This is a genomic window from Vogesella sp. LIG4, from assembly GCF_900090205.1.
GTDB lineage: Bacteria > Pseudomonadota > Gammaproteobacteria > Burkholderiales > Chromobacteriaceae > Vogesella.
Genome location: NZ_LT607802.1, coordinates 1,935,342 through 1,951,941, shown reverse-complemented (window position 1 = coordinate 1,951,941; position 16,600 = coordinate 1,935,342). Strand labels below are relative to the sequence as shown.

Here is a 16,600-nt window from a genome sequence, read left to right as displayed (position 1 = left end):
GGGTGGCGTGCCAACATGGCTATCACCGCATCAAGGCGACCACCGGACATCAAAACTGAAATCCTCATGCCTGCCCCCGCAGCCACACCTGGGTGGCCAGATCGTCCTGCCGCTTCTGCTCGCTGCGTGCCAGCGCCTGCTGCCACGCCTGCTGCCGCTGGCGGAAGTTGTGTGCCAGCGCCTCGCACTTGCGGGTGAGCTGCAGCAGGCGGCCACGGTTGGCCGCAAGGTCGGCCTCGTGCAGCGCCAGGTCCTGCTGGTGCTGCGCCATCATGGCCAGCACGCCCTGCTTGTAACCGGCGCAGTTGGCCGCCAGCACCGGCGACAGCGCACCACTGCTGCCACTGCCGGCACACAGCGCGGCCATGCGTTCCAGGTTGCGGCGGTAGCGCTGGCGCAGCGCTTCCTGCTGCGCCACGCTGACGCCCAGCTGGTCAACCTCGTCCTGGCGCAGGCGCAGCAGGCGAGCCAGCGCCTGCAGATCTGCCGGAAGTAGCTGCTTGCTCATGCGGCCAGGGCCTCCAGTTGCGCCAGGGCTTGCGCCAGCGGCGCCGCCTCACGGATGTCCTGCTGCAAAAAGGCCTCGATCTGCGGGTACAGCTGTACCGCGCGGTCGGTGGCCGGGTCGGCTCCGGGCACGTAGCCGCCCAGCGGAATCAGTTCGCGCACCTGTGCGTAGCGGGCGGCCAGGTCTTTGAGCTGGCGCGCGGCGCGCAGGTGATTGCCGGCAGCCAGCTGGCTCATGCAGCGGCTTACCGAGGCGGCAATGTCGATGGCCGGGTAGTGGCCGCGCTCGGCCAGCTCGCGCTTGAGCACGATGTGGCCGTCGAGAATCGCCCGCGCGGTGTCCACGATGGGGTCCTGCTGGTCATCGCCTTCGGCCAGCACGGTGTAGATGGCGCTCATGCTGCCGGCGCCTTCGCCGTTGCCGGCGCTTTCCACCAGCTGCGGCAGCAGGCCGAACACCGACGGCGGGTAGCCGCGGGTGGCCGGCGGCTCGCCCAGCGCCAGCGCCACTTCGCGCCGCGCCATGGCGTAACGGGTCAGCGAATCGACCAGCAGCAGCACGTGCTGGCCGCGGTCGCGGAAATGTGCGGCGATGGCATGGCACAGCTCGGTAGCCATCATGCGCATCAGCGGCGATTCATCGGCCGGCGCCACCACCAGGATGGCCTTGGCCAGGCCTTCCGGCCCCAGCGCGTGTTCGACGAACTCGCGCACCTCGCGGCCGCGTTCGCCGATCAGCCCCACCACCACCACGTCGGCGGCGGTCTGGCGGGTAATCATGCCCAGCAGCACGCTCTTGCCCACGCCGCTGCCGGCGAACAGGCCGACACGTTGGCCGCGGCCCAGGGTCAGCACGCCGTTGATGGCGCGCACGCCCACGTCCAGCACGTCGCGCACCGGCTGTTTCTTCAGCGGGTTGACGCGCGGCGGGTGAATATCCAGCGGTGCATCGCCGCCCAGCTTGCCCATGCCATCGATGGGCTCGCCCAGGCCGTTGACGATGCGCCCCAGCCAGGACGGGCCGATCTGCAGGCCGCCCTGCTCGCCGGCCGGCAGCACGCGGGCGCCGGTGGCCAGGCCACGCGCCGGCTTGAACGGCATCAGGTAGGAAATCTCGTCGCGAAAGCCCACCACCTGCGCTTCCAGCCACTTGCCGCCTTCGGTTTCGATCAGGCAGCGCTGGCCGGTAATGAACGGGCAGCCGGTGGCTTCCAGCAGCAGGCCGGCGGCGCCGGTCAGGCGGCCGGTGGGGCGTGCCACCGGCACGGCCCCCAGTTCGAGTTGGCGCAGGGCGGAGGAGATCATGCCGCGTCCTCCGGGCTGGACGGTGTGTCGGCCAGGTGGTCGGCTACCTGCTGCATGCAGGCATCCAGCCGCTGGCGACAGCCGGCATCGGCCTCATGGTTGCCGGCGCGCACGCGGCATTCGCCCGGCGCCAGCCGCGCATCCGGCGTCAGCGTCCAGCGTGCGGCACGCTCCGGCGCCAGTTCGCGGATGCGCTGACATTCTTCGGCATTCAGGTACACGGTGACCTGGTCGTCCTGCACCGGCGGCAGCGCGGCCAGGGTTTCGTCCACCAGCGCCAGCAGTTGCACCGGCTGCAGCGCCAGCTCGCAGCGGATCACCTGGCGCGCCACCTTGGCCACCAGCTCCACCACTTCGCGGCGCAGCGCCTGCTGGTAGTCGGCCTGCAACTGGTGCAGCGCCTGCAGCGCGGCTTCCAGCGGTTGCTCCAGCTGGGCAAAGCGGGCCAGCACCTGCTGCTCGCCCTGCTGCGCCCCCTGGATCAGGCCGTCGGCGTGGCCTGCGGCCAAGCCTTGCTGGCGGCCCTGCTCCACGCCGCTGTCGTAACCTTCGCGAAAGCCGCTTTCCATGCCCTGCTGAAAGCCCTGCGCCAGCTGCGCCTGCTGCTGCGCCGCCTGCGAACCGCTGGCGGCGGGCAGTGCCTGCGACAGTGGCGGAAAACGATAGGGACGGAACGGGGCCATCACTCCACCACATCCTCGGCAAACAGTTGCAGGTCGATCTCGCCGTTGTCGGCCAGCTCGCGCACTGCCTGCATGATTTCCTGGCGCACCTGTTCGACGCGGCTGATCGGCACCGGGCCGGAGCGGCGCATGCTGTCTTCGAACGCCTGCGCCTGGCGGCGCGGCATGGACTGTACGATGGCGTTGCGGATCGCCGGCTCGGCGCCCTTGAGCGCAATCGCCCACTGTTCCAGCGCCACCGATTCCACGATGCGCAGGATCACCTGCTCGCTCTGGCGCGACAGCAGGAAGAAGTCGTACATGCTGTCTTCGATGGCGGTCACCACGCCCGGGTCATGCGCACGCAGCAGTTCCACCATCTGCGCGCGGTCGCCGTTCATGCGGTTGATGATCTCCGCCGCCTGGCGCACGCCTTCCACGCTGGCGTTCTGGCTGCCCAGGCTGTCCAGGCAGCGGTTCACCACCAGTTCCAGTTCCAGCAGCAGCTCGCGGTCGATTTCCTTCAGGCGGGCGATGTTCACCAGCACCTGGTCGCGCTGGTTCACCGGCAGCGCCTCGATCACCTCGCCGGCCTGTGCCGGCGGCAGGAAGGCCAGGAACACCGCCTGCATGCGCACATGCTCGCCGCTGATGCGTTCGGCCAGCCAGCCCGGCTGCACCCACTGCAACCGCGCCATCTTCGGGCGGATGGCATCGCCGTAGATGCTGTTGAGCACGCTGCTGGCAATGTCGTTGCCCAGCGCCATTTCCAGCGAGCGCTGCAGGAAGGAGCGCGAGGCGCCATGCACCCCGCTCTGCTGGCGGTAGTCGTCGAAGAACACCTGCAGGCTGTGACGCACCGCGTCCACCTTGATGCCGCTCATGCGCGACATCACCTGCGTCACTTCCAGCAACTCTTCGCGCGACAGGCAGCGCAGCACGGCGGCGGCCGGTTCTTCACCCATGCTCAGCAGCACGATGGCGGCACGCTCCAGCGGCGACAGTTCTTCGTCCGGCGCTGCATTCAGATTCTGGACATCAGCCACGTTTCTGCACCCACTGTTTGACAACTTCCGCCACGCGCTCCGGCTCCTTGCCGGCCAGGCTCTTCAGGTGATCCACCAGCACGTCGACACTGGAGCCGGCCGGCGGCAGATCGTAGTTTTCCAGCAGCGGCACCATCGGCAGGCGCACGGCGCCGGCCTGCGGTGCGGCCAACGTTGCCGCCTGGGCAGCGGCCTGCGGCTCCAGCACCTGCGGCGCGGCCAGCGCGGCCGGCGTGTTCATGGCCACTTCGTTGAGTTCGATTTCGCTCTGCCGGGTGGCTACCCACTGGCGCAGGATCTTCAGCAGCGGGCGCACCAGCAGCAGCCAGCCCAGCAGCAGCAGCAGCGCGTAGGCGCCGTAGGACACGCCGCTTTCCACCGTGCTGCGCTCCTGCCACCACGGCTGCTCCACGGCATGCGCCGGGAAGCTCAGCGAGGACACCACCAGCTTGTCGCCGCGGGCGGCATCCAGCCCCAGGCCGTTACGCAGGATGCTGTCGAAGCTGGCCAGCTGTTCCGGCGTCCAGCCCTTGGCTGCCGACGGCGCCACGGCGTTGTTGAGGATCACCGCCACGCTCAGGCGCTTGAGCGCGCCACGGGCGTGCTTGACCTGGGTGATGGTGCGGTCGTAGGCGTACTGGCGGGTGGCGGCATTCTTGTGCGAGGCATTCGGTGAGGCACCGGCCGGGGACGAGGCATCGATGGCCACCGGGCGGTTGCTCAGCGAACCGGGTACACCCAGCGCCACCGGCTCCTGATCCTGTTCGTTACGCACCGCCTCGTTGGTGATCTTCGGCGCTTCGCCATAGCGCTCGCGGGTTTCTTCCACCTTGTCGTTGTCCACGTCGGCGGTAACGCTGACCTTGTAGTTGCCATCGCCCAGCGTCGGCGCCAGCAGGTCGCGCACATTGCGCAGTGCGTCGCTGCGGAAACGGTTGGCCGCATCGCTGCCGCCGGCCAGGCCGGCGATGCCTTCCGCCGGGTCGACATGCGCGGACAGGAAGTTGCCGTCCTGGTCCACCACGGTCACCCGCGACGGCTCCAGGCTGGCGACGCTGCCGGATACCAGGTTGATCACCGCCAGCGTCTGTTCGGCGCTCAGCTGCTGGCCCGGCTTGAGGCTCAGCATCACCGAGGCGGAGCTTTTCTCGCCGTCGCTGCTCACAAACGAAGTGCTGCGCGCCAGCGACAGGTGCACGCGGGCATTGGCCACCGGGCCCAGCGCCATAATGCTCTGTGTCAGCTCGCCTTCCAGGCCGCGGCGGAAGCGCACGTCCTGCACGAACTGGCTCACGCCCAGCGGGTCGTTCTTGTCCACCAGCTCCAGGCCTTCCGGCAGCTTGGCCACTACGCCCTTGCCGGCCAGCAGCATGCGCACCTTGCCCAGCTCGTCTTCCGGCACCAGTACCTGGCCGCTGACCGGGTGAATGCGGTACGGCACTTTCTCGGCATCCAGCACCGCCATCATCTCGGCGGCGGGTACGTGTTCCTGGGCACCGAACACCGGTTTGTAGCGGGCATCGTCGTGCCACAGGTACATCATGGCCAGCGCGGTGATGCCGGCGGCCAGCAACAGCATGGGCAGCAGCATGCGCACATTGGCCGGCGACAGCAGGCCGCGCATTCCGGCCATGCGGCCAACCCTGGATTTGAGCGTATTGATCACGGCGTCTCTACCTTGCTTACAGCGACAGCTTGCTCAGCTCGTCCACCGCGCCAACCACCTTGTTGCGCACCTGGGTAAGCATGGAAAACGACAGACTGGCCTGCTGGCTGGCCAGCATGGCGCCCACCAGGTCATCGCTGCGGCCGCTGTCCACCGCTTCCATCCTGCCGGCGGCATCGCGCTCTTTTGCATCCACGCTGCTCACGGCATCGCGCAGGCTGTCGCCGAAGCTGGCTGAGCCGGGTTGCGCACCGATGGCCGGCTGGATCGCCTCGCCGCCCAGCGAGGCCATATCCCCCTGGATGCGCGAGCGGTCGGCAAGAATGAGCTGGATAGATGGTTCGAGCATGACATCCCCTGAAACGGCGCAAACCTCTGAATTTGCACCGACAATTCACATTCAAAAAATCAGAATTACCTTCACGTAATCAAATTGGCGGCCCTGTCACAGACCGTCACACAACGGCCACCCATTCGATACGTCACGGATACATTTTACAGACATTTCGTCCGATATTAAAATAGAACCATCAACTGAAGGACATATTCTTTAGTCCACGATTGATAAAGGCGGCAAAAACCTTACTGAACATAAGCTTAAAGGTGTGACAAAGTTCACACACACGCGTGGCAAGCACTTGCTTGGCCACGCAGTTATTCATCGATTAATACGATTGAAACATTGGAAATCGGGTGAAAGCAGCCAGGCTGCCGCGCCCGAACAGCTTGCGGCCGGCAAAAAAACAACAATGCCCGCTCCGCCAGAACCACTGAACGACGCCCCGGCAAAGCGCCGGAGCACAGATGGAATGAACCACCGCAAGTGAGCAAACGAACGCAAGCAACGAGCAGAGGCAAAAGCAAGCTGCTTACCCCGGACGACGCCGAGCGTTGCCCGGTTCTCGACCCGCGCACGCTGGGAAGACCGTTCCATCAGCTGCAGGACTTCACCACCCGCCTGGGCGAAGCGGTGGACCGCTATTTCGCCCAGCGCTTCAACCGCCGCTACGGCTGTGCCTTCAGCGTGGCCGGCGTCAAGCTGCACGCCGCGCCGCCGCCTGCCGGCAGCCAGTGGTGCAGCTACCGGCTTGGCGACGGGCGCATGGCCGTTGCCCTCAAACGCTCGCTGCTGCTGACGCTGCTGGATTACCGCTACGGCGGTGACGGCAAGCTGCCGCCAGGAGCCGACAGCGAAGCGGAAACCGAAAGCGAGCAGCGCCTGCTGGAGCTGCTGGGCCGCGAGCTGGCCAGCCTGCTGCAACAGTTGATCGCCGGTGATGGCGATGGCGAGCCGCAGCGCCTGCCGGCCACGCCGCTCCCCGCCGGCAGCCAGCTGCTGCAGCTCACCCTGCACGAGAACAGCCGTCAGCTCAGCGGCATGCTGTGGCTGGCGCTGGACGAATACTGGCTGGGCCGCCTGCTGGGCAGCCTGGCGCCGCGCCAGGCCGCTGCTGCCGACAGCGCCGCGCCGCTGCAGCTGGGTAAACAGCTGCAGCTGTCCATCAGCGCGCAGCTGCTGGAGCTGCAGCTGTCGCTGGGCGATCTCCTGACGCTGCGCCCCGGCGACACCCTGCCCATCCGCCCGCCTTCGCTGGCGCGGGTGACGGTGGATGACGCCCATCTGTTTCATGCCGCCGTGGCCGAACACGACGGCAAATTGTGGTTAACCTCTTTTCAAGATGTGGAGTAAGGCATGGAGCCTACCGACGCTTTCGATATCGACGCCATGCTGGCCGACACCGCTGAACCTGCCGTAACGGAAGCCGCCGACAGCGCGCCGCGCCGCGACAATCTGCAGATGCTGCGCAAGATTCCGGTAACGCTGACGCTGGAAGTGGGCAGCGCCAAGGTGTCGCTGCTGGAGCTGATGGGCATCGGCCCCGGCTCGGTGGTGGAGCTGGATCGCCTGGCTGGCGAGCCGCTGCTGATCAAGGTCAACGGCACCACGGTCGGCAAGGCCGAGGTGGTGGTGGCCGGCGACAACTACGGCCTGAAGGTGGTGGAGCTGGCCGCGCTGGACCTGGACACGCTGCAGCCATGATGCGTCGTGCCTGGCGTTACGCCGCCCCGGCAGGCGCGGCGCTGCTGTGCTGCGCCCCGGCCATGGCGGCATCGGTGCCGCTGCTGTCCGGCTCGGCCGGCGGCGCACCGGTGGATTTCACGGTCAAGACCCAGATCCTGATCATCATGACGCTGCTCGGGCTGCTGCCCGTGCTGCTGTTGATGATGACCAGCTTCACCCGCTTCGTCATCGTGCTGTCGCTGCTGCGCCAGGCGCTGGGCCTGCAGCAGGGCCTGCCCAACCGGGTGATTACCGGCGTGGCGCTGGTGCTGACCATTCTGGTGATGCGCCCGGTGGGGCTGGATATCTGGCAGAAGGCGTTCCAGCCCTACGACCAGGAGAAGATCGGCTTCCAGCAGGCGCTGCAGCTGGCCGAGGCGCCGCTGTCGCGCTTCATGCTGGCACAGACAGGCAAGACCGCGCTGGCGCAGGTGGCGCGGCTGTCCGGCGAGGGCAATATCAGCCAGCCGCAGCAGCACAGCTTCCCGGTGAAGTTGGCCGCATTCATGCTGAGCGAGCTGAAAACCGCGTTCCAGATCGGCGCCCTGTTGTTCATTCCCTTCCTGGTGATCGACCTGGTGGTGTCGTCGGTGCTGATGGCGATGGGCATGATGATGCTGTCGCCGCTGGTGATTTCGCTGCCGATGAAGCTGCTGCTGTTCGTGCTGGTGGACGGCTGGACGCTGACCGTCAATACGCTGGTTTCCAGCATCCAGGCCTACTGACATGCTGACTCCGGAAATTGCTGTCGATCTGGTCACCGACTCGCTGCACGTGGTGATGCTGCTGGTGGCGGTGCTGGTGGTACCCGGCATGGTGGTGGGCCTGCTGGTCAGCCTGTTCCAGGCCGCCACCCAGATCAACGAACAGACACTGAGCTTCCTGCCGCGGTTGATGGTCACCCTGCTGGTGATCTGCGTGGCCGGGCACTGGATTACCGAAACGCTGATGGATTTCTGTACCGAGATCTTCCGTCGCGCCGCGCAGCTGGTCGGCTAGGGCATGGAAGCGCTGCTGCTCAAGCTGCCCGGGCTGCTGAATCTTGTCTGGTGGCCGTTCTGCCGCTTCATGGCGGCGCTGTCGATGGCGCCGCTGCTGGGCGACATGCTGGTGCCGGTGCGGGTGCGCCTGATGCTGTCGCTGGTGCTGGCGGTGATCGTACTGCCCGGCCTGCATATCAGCCCGGTGGACCCGTTTTCGCTGCACGGCATCGCCGCCACGCTGGAGCAGGCCATCATCGGCAGTGTGTTCGGCCTGGTGTTCCAGCTCACCATGGCGCTGCCGCTGCTGCTGGGCACGCTGGCTTCATCGCAGATGGGGCTGTCGATGGCGATGATGAACGACCCGGTGAACGGCTCCTCCTCCGACGTGGTGTCCAGCCTGCTGACGGTGCTGTGCATCCTGGTGTTCTTCGCCATCGATGGCCACCTGGTACTGGTCAACGTGGTGTACGCCAGCTTTCGCGTCTGGCCGCTGGGCCACGGCCTGGATTACGGCGTGCTCAAGCTGCTGGCCTACCAGGTGGGCTGGGTGTTTTCCGCCGCGCTGCTGCTGGCGCTGCCCATCATTTTTTCCACCCTGGTGGTGCAGCTGGGGCTGGGCTTTCTCAACCGCGTGGCGCCCGCCCTCAACCTGTTTTCGCTGGGTTTCTCGGTGGTGACGCTGTTCGGGCTGTTCATGCTCGGCCTGCTGGTGCGCACGCTGCCGGAACACTATCTGCAGTTCACCCAGCACATGCTGGGCCTGCTGGACCGCAATCTGGAGCTGGCGCATGGCTGACAACAGCGGCGGCGACAAGACCGAAAAACCCTCGCAACAGAAGCTGCGCAAGGCGCGTGAAGCCGGCCAGGTGGTGCGCTCGCGCGATGTGGCCACCGCCATCGGCATCGTGCTGAGCCTGAAGCTGCTGCTGTTGCTGCTGCCGCTGTGGCTGGACGATTTTCACCGCCTGTTCGCGCTGGCCATGGCCTATGGCAGCGGCGAAGGCGCGCTGGACAATGCGCTGGGCAACGCCTTCCCCTCGGTACTGTGGCTGCTGGCACGCATGCTGGCGCCGCTGGCGCTGATTCCGCTGGCCATCATGGCCGGCTCGCTGTTTCCCGGCGGCTGGGTGTTCAACAGCAGCCACTGGCAGCCCAAGCTGGAGCGGCTGGACCCTGCGGCCAACCTTGGCCGCATGTTCAGCGGCAAGCAGCTGCTGCAGGTGGGCAGCAGCCTGCTCAAGGCCGTGCTGCTGTGCCTGCTGCTGTGGCACCTGGTCAGCAGCAGCCAGCTGGAATACCTGCGCCTGCAATCGCTGCCCTTGTCCGACGCGCTGCTGCAGGGCGCCGGGCTGATGCTGGATGGCACCATGCTGCTGAGCATGGTGTTCGTGCTGTTCGCGGTGATCGACCTGCCGCTGCAGTGGCTGCTGTTCATGCGCAGCCAGCGCATGAGCAAGCAGGAACTCAAGGAAGAACACAAGAGCAATGAAGGCCGCCCCGAAGTGAAGAACCGCATCCGCCAACTGCAGCGCCAGTTCGCCCTGCGCGGGCTGAAGAAAGCCGTGCCGCAGGCCGACGTGGTGATCGTCAACCCGACCCACTACGCGGTGGCGCTGAAATACGACGAAGACCGCGCCGAAGCGCCGTTCGTGCTGGCCAAGGGCCTGGACGAGATGGCGCTGAGCATCCGCCAGCTGGCCGGCGAACACCATATCGAGGTGCTGGAGCTGCCGCCGCTGGCGCGTGCCATCTACCACACCAGCCAGGTCAACCAGCAGATTCCCGCCGCGCTGTACCAGGCGGTGGCACAGGTGCTGACCTATGTGCTGCAGCTCAAGGCATTCCGCAGCGGCCGCCGCCGCCGTGAGCCGGAGCTGCCGCACAATTTCGACATTCCGCAAGAACTTACCGAACCCCGCTGACCATGACTGCCTTCAATCGCCTGCTTGCCACCCTGCGCCGCCACAAGTTCGCCACGCCGATATTCCTGATGGCGGTACTGGCCATGGTGATCCTGCCGCTGTCGCCGGCGGTGCTGGACGCGCTGTTCACCTTCAACATCGTGCTGGCCATCGTGGTGATCCTGGTCAGCGTCAACGTGAAGCGGCCGCTGGATTTCTCGGTGTTCCCCACCATTATCCTGGCCACCACCCTGCTGCGGCTGACGCTGAACGTGGCCTCCACCCGCGTGGTGCTGCTGCACGGCCATGAAGGCACCCACGCCGCCGGCCGGGTGATCGAAGCCTTCGGCCAGGTGGTGATAGGCGGCAACTTCGTGGTGGGCCTGGTGGTGTTCGTCATCCTGATGATCATCAACTTCGTGGTGGTCACCAAGGGTGCCGAACGTATCTCCGAGGTATCGGCGCGCTTCACGCTGGATGCGCTGCCCGGCAAGCAGATGGCCATCGATGCCGACCTCAACGCCGGCCTGATCAACCAGGAAAAAGCCCAGCAGCGCCGCAAGGACGTGGCGATGGAAGCCGACTTCTACGGCGCCATGGACGGTGCCTCCAAGTTCGTGCGCGGCGATGCCATCGCCGGCATCCTGGTGCTGCTGATCAATATGCTGGGCGGCCTGGCCATCGGCGTGGCCATGCACGACCTGAGCTTTGCCGACGCCTTCAAGCAATACGCGCTGATGACCATCGGCGACGGCCTGGTGGCGCAGATTCCGGCGCTGCTGCTATCCGCCGCCGCCGCCATCATCGTGACCCGCATCAGCGATTCCGGCGACTTCGAGCAGCAGGTCAGCTCGCAGCTGCTGGCCTCGCCCAGCGTGCTGTACAGCGCCGCCGGCGTGATGTTCGTGCTGGCCATCATCCCCGGCATGCCGTGGTTCAGCTTCCTCGCCTTCTCCGCGCTGCTGGCCTATGTAGGCTGGCGGGTGGGCAGCCGCGCGCCGCAGATCGCCGACAGCGAGCAGGAAGCCATCGGCAAGGCGCTGCTGGCGGAAAGCCACAGCGAGCTGGACTGGCACAGCCTGCCGTTCGTGGAGCTGCTGTCGGTGCAGCTGGGTTACAAGCTGGTGGGCATGATAGACCCGGCGCAGGGCGCGCCGCTGGTGAAGCGCATCAAGGGCATGCGCCAGAGCCAGAGCGAGGCGCTGGGCCTGCTGCTGCCGGCCATTCCGGTGCGCGACGACCTGGGCCTGCGCCCCACGCAGTACACCATCCAGCTCGGCGGCACCGTGGTGGCCGAGGCGGAGATTCCGGCCGACAAGCTGATGGCCATCCCCTCGCCCCATGTTTATGGCGAGCTGGACGGCACGCCCGGTGTGGACCCGGCCTACCGCATGCCGGTGACCTGGATCGACAGCGAAAACAAGGCGCATGCGCTGGGCCTGGGCTACCAGGTGGTGGATGGCGCCAGCGTGATCGCCACCCATGTGTCGCGCACCCTGCGCGACTACCTGCCGGAGCTGTTCCGCCACGACGATGTGGCCGCCTGGATGGACCGCCTCACCGCGCAGGCGCCCAAGTTGGCCGCAGCGCTGGACAAGGCGCTGAATCACAGCCAGCTGCTGAAGGTATTCCGCGCGCTGCTCACCGAGCACGTGGCGCTGAAGGACGTGGTGCCGATTGCCAGCACGCTGCTGGAGAACGCCGAAGCCACCAAGGACGCCATCCTGCTGGCGGCGGAAGTGCGCTGCACCCTGCGCCGGCAGATCGTGGCCGCGCTGATCGGCCCGCGCCAGGAGATGCGCGCCTTCAACCTGGGCGGCGAGCTGGAAAACATGCTGCTGGGCGCGCTGAGCCAGGCGCAGCAGAGCGGCAAGGTGATACTGGACAACTACCCGGTGGAGCCCAACATCCTGGCTCAGCTGCAGCAGAACATGCCGGTGATCCGCGAGCAGATGAAGCAGCAGCAGGCGGCACCGATGCTGCTGGTGATGCCGCAGATCCGCCCGCTGTTGGCACGCTACGCGCGGCTGTTCGCCCCGGGCCTGTCGGTGCTGTCCTACAACGAGATTCCGGAAAACCGCGACGTCAGCATCATCGGTACGCTGGGTTGATGGCGGGCTAATGCCGGCAGCGTGTAGCTTGGGTCGAGCGTAGCGAGGCCCAACATTTACCGTGTTGCGTTGATGTGTTGTCAGGCATGGAATCCGCTACGCGGATGATGTTTTTGGCGCCGGTTTCGCCCGGCGAACGAGGAAGGGGCCGACCGCCGGCCCCTTTCCAATCCCCGGCTCCGGCTTTTTATTCTATTGGCGCTGCTCGAAACCCCGGGCAAAACGGCACGCCCCAGGCGCCGCCGAACTCGTCCCTCGCTAACGGCTCGGGACTCAGACAGATCGGCGTCTTAAAACCTGGGGCGCACCATTTTGCCCGGCTCGCGCCAACGGGTTCAGGTCAAGTCGCTACCGTTCTATCGCCAGAACCGTAGGTGAAGTTTCTTAAGTAAACACCGTTGAGGTTGGGCTTGACCAAAGGTTGGCCGCATCAATCCAGCCGCTGGATGGCGGCCAGTTCGGCCAGGCTGGCACGCAGCACCGCTGCACTCTGCTCGCTCATGGTGCGGAAGCGGCAGCCCACGTGCAGCTGCTCGCCCAGCAGGCGGGAATGGAAGCTGCGGCACAGCCTTACCTCCAGCTCCGCCACCACCGTGCGCCCCGGCCCCAGCTCCAGGCTGGCCTTGGGAATCTGCCGCCCTGGGCGCAGCTCCGGTAGGTCGCGCGGCGATGCGTACAGCCCCACGCCCCCCAGTGACAGATCATAGATATTGGCCTGATACGCCTCGCCCAGCAGGGTGAACGCGGCGCTGAAACGCCGCCCCAGCGGTGCATCCAGCCGCAGGAAGGCGCGGCGCTGCCAGCGGGTGAGCTGCTGCGGGTAGGCACAGCTGCACTGCCCGCCCAGCAGCTGCAACGGCGGCAGTTCCGCCTGCACGATGCAGTCGCCCACCATGGCCACCATGCGCCAGCCAGCCGGGTTGGCCTGCAGCAGCGGCCAGGCCTCCAGCGCCGGGTACAGCTGCAGGTGATTGCCCACTGCCGTCTGCGCCGGCAACGTGCCTTCCACCGCCGCCTCGCTGCCCGGCGGGTACAGGTACACCGCCGCCCCCTGCTGTTGCAGTTCGGCCATCAGCATGGCGATCTCGATTGCATCCTGCAGCAGCTGCGGCCGGGTATCGCCGGCCGGCGACAATGCCACCGATGCAACCGCCTGTTCGCTCACCTCAGTCATTACGCGCCACCTCTCGTGGTGATGGCGGACAATCGCCCGCCGACATGTTCTGTTCTGCCGCGGCCTGCAGCAACAACACCATCCTCGCCGCCAGCCGGAACTGGGTGGCCAGCGGCAGATTGGCCCCGGGCAGCAGCCGGCGCGGCGTCAGCTGGCTGACCGCGGCCAGGCACAGCTGCAGCTCCACCACCATCAGGCCGGCGCTCAGCAGTGCCTGCCGCCATTCTTCCAGCAGTGGCTGCCAGTCTGCCAGTACCTGCGGCCGTTCGCTGCCCAGTTGCAACAGCGGCCCGGCACTGCTGGCGGCCAGCCGCAGCCAGATGTCGCCCCACGGCGGCAGCTGCAATTTCAGCAGCAAGGCCGGCTCCGCAAGGTTGGCCGCATGCGCCTGTTCCTCCACCGCCAGGTGCAGCACCTGCCCCGGCCAGCCGTGTGCCAGGTGCCAGCCCTGCTCCGCCAGCCGGCGGGCCAGCAGCAGCGGATCGGTCTCCGGCCGCAAGCCGGCCAGCAGCCACGGCTGGCTGGCCAGCTCGCCAGCGGCGGCCGGCAGCAGCGCCGCCTGCAGCACGCCGCGCCAGCCTGCGGCCAACTGTTCCGCCCCCGGCTTCACCAGCGTCCAGCGTGGCGGCAACACCAGCGGCTCGGCGGCTAGCGCTGCGGGTGCCTCCCGCTGCGGCGCGGGCGCGCTGCTTTCGTCCAGCCGCGCCAGTTGCAGCCGCGGCTCGGTGGCCACCACTTTCATCAATAGCTGGCTGCCGGCCTGCAAGCCGGCTTCGGCCAGCCCCGGCAGCAGCAGCGTCAAGCCTTCTGCCGTGGCTACCCGCACGCCCTGCTGCTCCACCGCCAGCACCGACAAGGTGAGCGTGCTGCCCACCAGTGGCAACAGGTCGGGCATGCCTGGCGGCAGTTCGGCGCCACGCAGCAGCGGGCTGGTCAGGGCGGGGTCCAGCAGCATGTCCGGCTCCGGCAGCAGTCAAATGGAAAAAGCCAGCTGCAGGGCAGCTGGCATCAAACAGCAAGGTGAGGACGAGACAACAATTACTGCAGCAGGGACATGGCCATGGAGGACATGCCGTTGCTCTGCTTGAGCATGGCGGTGCTGGCCTGCATCAGCATCTGCTTGGTGGTCATGTTGGCGCTTTCGGACGCGTAGTCGGTGTCCATGATGCGGCCCTTGGCCTGAGTCACGTTGTTGCTCATGTTGCTCAGGTTATTGTTCACGTGGTCCAGACGGTTGGCCGCAGCACCCATGGCGGAACGCAGCGCGCCCACGGAGTCCAGCGCGTTGGACAGCAGGCCGATGGTGGCGTTGGCAGCACCGGTCAGCTCGGTACCGGCACCGGCCATACCCGGGGTCTTGTATGCCGCGCTGGCGGAACCGATGTCGAAGTCGGCCTGGCCCAGTTGGGTCGCGGCGTTGAAGCTCATGGTTTCGGTGGAGGAGGAACCGATCTGGAAGTTGATGGCGGCACCGAACTTGCCACCGCCAGCGGCCAGGGCAGTTGCCGTGGCAGCGGTGGTACCGGTCTTGGCACCTGCCAGCAGCGCCTGGCCGCCAAACGAGGTGTTGGTCATGATGTTGTTCAGTTCGCGGCCCAGCGCATCGTATTCAGCCTGCATGGCAGTCTGGTCATTGGCGCTGGAGGAGGCATCGGCGGACTGGGTGGCCAGGTCCTTCATGCGGGTCAGGATGCTGGTGGCTTCGTTCAGCGCGCCTTCACCGGTCTGCAGCATGGAGATGTCATTCTGGGTGTTGCGCATGGCCACTTTCATGCCGCTTACCTGGGCGTTCAGGCGGGTAGCAATCTGCAGGCCGGCGGCATCGTCCATGGCGGAGTTGATGCGGTAGCCGGTACCCAGGCGCTGCATGGAAGTGGACAGGTCCTTCTGGGTGCTGGACATCGCGGACTGGGTAGAGAGCGAAGCGGCATTGGTGTACAGGCTGAGCATGACAGGGCTCCTGATGATTGTCGGGGTTGGACATGCGATGCATGCCGTCATCCGTACAAAGCGACCAATCCCTGCCGGCACTTAAATCGTTAATGGATATTTTTTGCATGCTGCCCGGCCGGAATGCAAAAAAGCCAGCTGCAGGCAGCTGGCTTTTGATGATGACGGGCGGCAGTGATTACTGCAGCAGGGACATGGCCATGGAGGACATGCCATTGCTCTGCTTGAGCATGGCGGTGCTGGCCTGCATCAGCATCTGCTTGGTGGTCATGTTGGCGCTTTCGGACGCGTAGTCGGTGTCCATGATGCGGCCCTTGGCTTGAGACACGTTGTTGCTCATGTTGCTCAAGTTGTTATACACGTGGTCCAGGCGGTTGGCCGCAGCACCCATGGCGGAACGCAGCGCGCCAACGTTGTCCAGTGCGGTGGACAGGTTGCCGATGGCGGTGGTTGCGCCGCCGGCAGCGGTCAGTTCGGTGCCCACGGTAGCCGCGGCAGGCGTTTTGTAGGTAGCGCTGACGCTCTGCAGGCCGGTATCCATGGTGTTCAGCTGGGTCGATGCGTTGAACGACATGGTTTCGCTGGCGCTGGAGCCGATCTGGAAGGAAACCGCAGCGGAGAAAGTGGAACCCGCGGCAGTACCGGAACCGGTACCGGTACCCATCAGCAGCTTCTGGCCACCGAAGGAGGTGTTGCTCATGATGTTGTTCAGTTCGCGGCCCAGCGCATCGTATTCAGCCTGCATGGCAGTCTGGTCGTTGGCGCTGGAGGAGGCATCCGCTGCCTGGGTAGCCAGGTCTTTCATGCGGGTCAGGATGTTGGTGGCTTCGTTCAGCGCGCCTTCACCGGTCTGCAGCATGGAGATGTCGTTCTGGGTGTTGCGCATGGCCACTTTCATGCCGCTTACCTGGGCGTTCAGGCGGGTAGCGATCTGCAGGCCGGCGGCATCGTCCATGGCGGAGTTGATGCGGTAGCCGGTACCCAGGCGCTGCATGGAGGTGGACAGGTCTTTCTGGGTGCTGGACATCGCAGACTGGGTAGAGAGCGAAGCGGCATTGGTGTACAGGCTGAGCATGGCAGAACTCCTGGAACGTTGTCGGATTCGGGCAGCTTTGCTTGCCCTCACTGACACTAGGCGACAGCCCTGCGCGCAGACTTAAATCGGAATTTGAAAATTTTTCCACCAGTAGAAAGACAAGCCAGCAAATCCGGCGCCGCACAATAGAAAACGGG

General features: G+C 66.0%; 17 protein-coding genes. 7 read left to right on the top strand and 10 right to left on the bottom strand.

From position 1 onward, the window contains the following. Nucleotides 1-64 precede the first annotated feature (64 nt). Genes PSELUDRAFT_RS09140 through PSELUDRAFT_RS09115 form a run of 6 tightly spaced genes read right to left on the bottom strand, consistent with a single transcriptional unit; the run spans nt 65 to nt 5,535 of the window. On the bottom strand, nt 65-508 hold the full coding sequence (locus PSELUDRAFT_RS09140; protein WP_088966551.1) for a flagellar FliJ family protein: 444 nt from the start codon (nt 506-508) through the stop codon (nt 65-67). Beyond that, a complete protein-coding gene (gene fliI / locus PSELUDRAFT_RS09135; protein ID WP_088966550.1) occupies nt 505-1,812 on the bottom strand; it encodes a flagellar protein export ATPase FliI in 1,308 nt (435 codons plus the stop codon). Before fliI ends, PSELUDRAFT_RS09140 begins: the two co-directional genes overlap by 4 nt. Continuing rightward, nucleotides 1,809-2,495: a flagellar assembly protein FliH gene (gene fliH / locus PSELUDRAFT_RS09130; protein ID WP_088966549.1), complete on the bottom strand. Its 687-nt coding sequence runs from the start codon at nt 2,493-2,495 to the stop codon at nt 1,809-1,811. Before fliH ends, fliI begins: the two co-directional genes overlap by 4 nt. Beyond that, nucleotides 2,495-3,520 carry a flagellar motor switch protein FliG gene (locus PSELUDRAFT_RS09125; protein WP_088966548.1) on the bottom strand — a complete coding sequence of 342 codons (1,026 nt, stop codon included), beginning with the start codon at nt 3,518-3,520 and terminating at the stop codon, nt 2,495-2,497. The genes fliH and PSELUDRAFT_RS09125 overlap by 1 nt, the downstream gene beginning before the upstream one ends. Beyond that, entirely contained in the window at nt 3,513-5,186 is a 1,674-nt protein-coding gene (fliF, locus tag PSELUDRAFT_RS09120) for a flagellar basal-body MS-ring/collar protein FliF (RefSeq protein WP_231895346.1), read from the bottom strand. Before fliF ends, PSELUDRAFT_RS09125 begins: the two co-directional genes overlap by 8 nt. A 16-nt stretch (nt 5,187-5,202) precedes the next feature. Next, entirely contained in the window at nt 5,203-5,535 is a 333-nt protein-coding gene (locus tag PSELUDRAFT_RS09115; RefSeq protein ID WP_088966546.1) for a flagellar hook-basal body complex protein FliE, read from the bottom strand. A 474-nt stretch (nt 5,536-6,009) separates the two neighbouring features. Between PSELUDRAFT_RS09115 and PSELUDRAFT_RS09110 the strand changes: the two genes are divergently transcribed. The 7 genes from PSELUDRAFT_RS09110 to PSELUDRAFT_RS09080 are packed head-to-tail and all read left to right on the top strand — an operon-like array spanning nt 6,010 to nt 12,243. Further along, the gene (locus tag PSELUDRAFT_RS09110; RefSeq protein ID WP_088966545.1) at nt 6,010-6,876 is read left to right on the top strand and encodes a FliM/FliN family flagellar motor switch protein; all 867 of its coding nucleotides are present in this window, start codon (nt 6,010-6,012) and stop codon (nt 6,874-6,876) included. A gap of 3 nt (nt 6,877-6,879) precedes the next feature. After that, a complete protein-coding gene (gene fliN, locus PSELUDRAFT_RS09105; protein WP_088966544.1) occupies nt 6,880-7,227 on the top strand; it encodes a flagellar motor switch protein FliN in 348 nt (115 codons plus the stop codon). Further along, nucleotides 7,224-7,973, top strand: a complete 750-nt coding sequence (gene fliP, locus PSELUDRAFT_RS09100; protein ID WP_369800097.1) for a flagellar type III secretion system pore protein FliP — start codon at nt 7,224-7,226, stop codon at nt 7,971-7,973. The genes fliN and fliP overlap by 4 nt, the downstream gene beginning before the upstream one ends. Nucleotides 7,974-8,028: 55 nt before the next feature. Further along, nucleotides 8,029-8,247, top strand: coding sequence for a flagellar biosynthetic protein FliQ (locus PSELUDRAFT_RS09095; protein WP_369800110.1), 219 nt, complete (start codon nt 8,029-8,031; stop codon nt 8,245-8,247). A 3-nt stretch (nt 8,248-8,250) separates the two neighbouring features. Further along, nucleotides 8,251-9,027, top strand: coding sequence for a flagellar biosynthetic protein FliR (gene fliR / locus PSELUDRAFT_RS09090; RefSeq protein WP_088966542.1), 777 nt, complete (start codon nt 8,251-8,253; stop codon nt 9,025-9,027). Next, the gene (locus tag PSELUDRAFT_RS09085) at nt 9,020-10,153 is read left to right on the top strand and encodes a flagellar biosynthesis protein FlhB (RefSeq protein ID WP_088966541.1); all 1,134 of its coding nucleotides are present in this window, start codon (nt 9,020-9,022) and stop codon (nt 10,151-10,153) included. The genes fliR and PSELUDRAFT_RS09085 overlap by 8 nt, the downstream gene beginning before the upstream one ends. 2 nt (nt 10,154-10,155) lie before the next feature. Next, complete coding sequence (locus PSELUDRAFT_RS09080) at nt 10,156-12,243, top strand: flagellar biosynthesis protein FlhA (RefSeq protein ID WP_088966540.1); 2,088 nt, start codon at nt 10,156-10,158, stop codon at nt 12,241-12,243. 430 nt (nt 12,244-12,673) lie between these two features. Here PSELUDRAFT_RS09080 and PSELUDRAFT_RS09075 read toward each other — a convergent pair whose 3' ends face one another. The 4 genes from PSELUDRAFT_RS09075 to PSELUDRAFT_RS09060 form a co-directional block, all read right to left on the bottom strand. Then, nucleotides 12,674-13,417, bottom strand: coding sequence for a PilZ domain-containing protein (locus PSELUDRAFT_RS09075; protein WP_088966539.1), 744 nt, complete (start codon nt 13,415-13,417; stop codon nt 12,674-12,676). Beyond that, nucleotides 13,410-14,372: a hypothetical protein gene (locus PSELUDRAFT_RS09070; RefSeq protein WP_088966538.1), complete on the bottom strand. Its 963-nt coding sequence runs from the start codon at nt 14,370-14,372 to the stop codon at nt 13,410-13,412. Before PSELUDRAFT_RS09070 ends, PSELUDRAFT_RS09075 begins: the two co-directional genes overlap by 8 nt. An 83-nt stretch (nt 14,373-14,455) precedes the next feature. Next, nucleotides 14,456-15,367, bottom strand: coding sequence for a flagellin (locus PSELUDRAFT_RS09065; protein WP_088966537.1), 912 nt, complete (start codon nt 15,365-15,367; stop codon nt 14,456-14,458). A gap of 178 nt (nt 15,368-15,545) precedes the next feature. After that, on the bottom strand, nt 15,546-16,442 hold the full coding sequence (locus tag PSELUDRAFT_RS09060; protein ID WP_088966536.1) for a flagellin: 897 nt from the start codon (nt 16,440-16,442) through the stop codon (nt 15,546-15,548). Between the last annotated feature and the right edge of the window lie 158 nt (nt 16,443-16,600).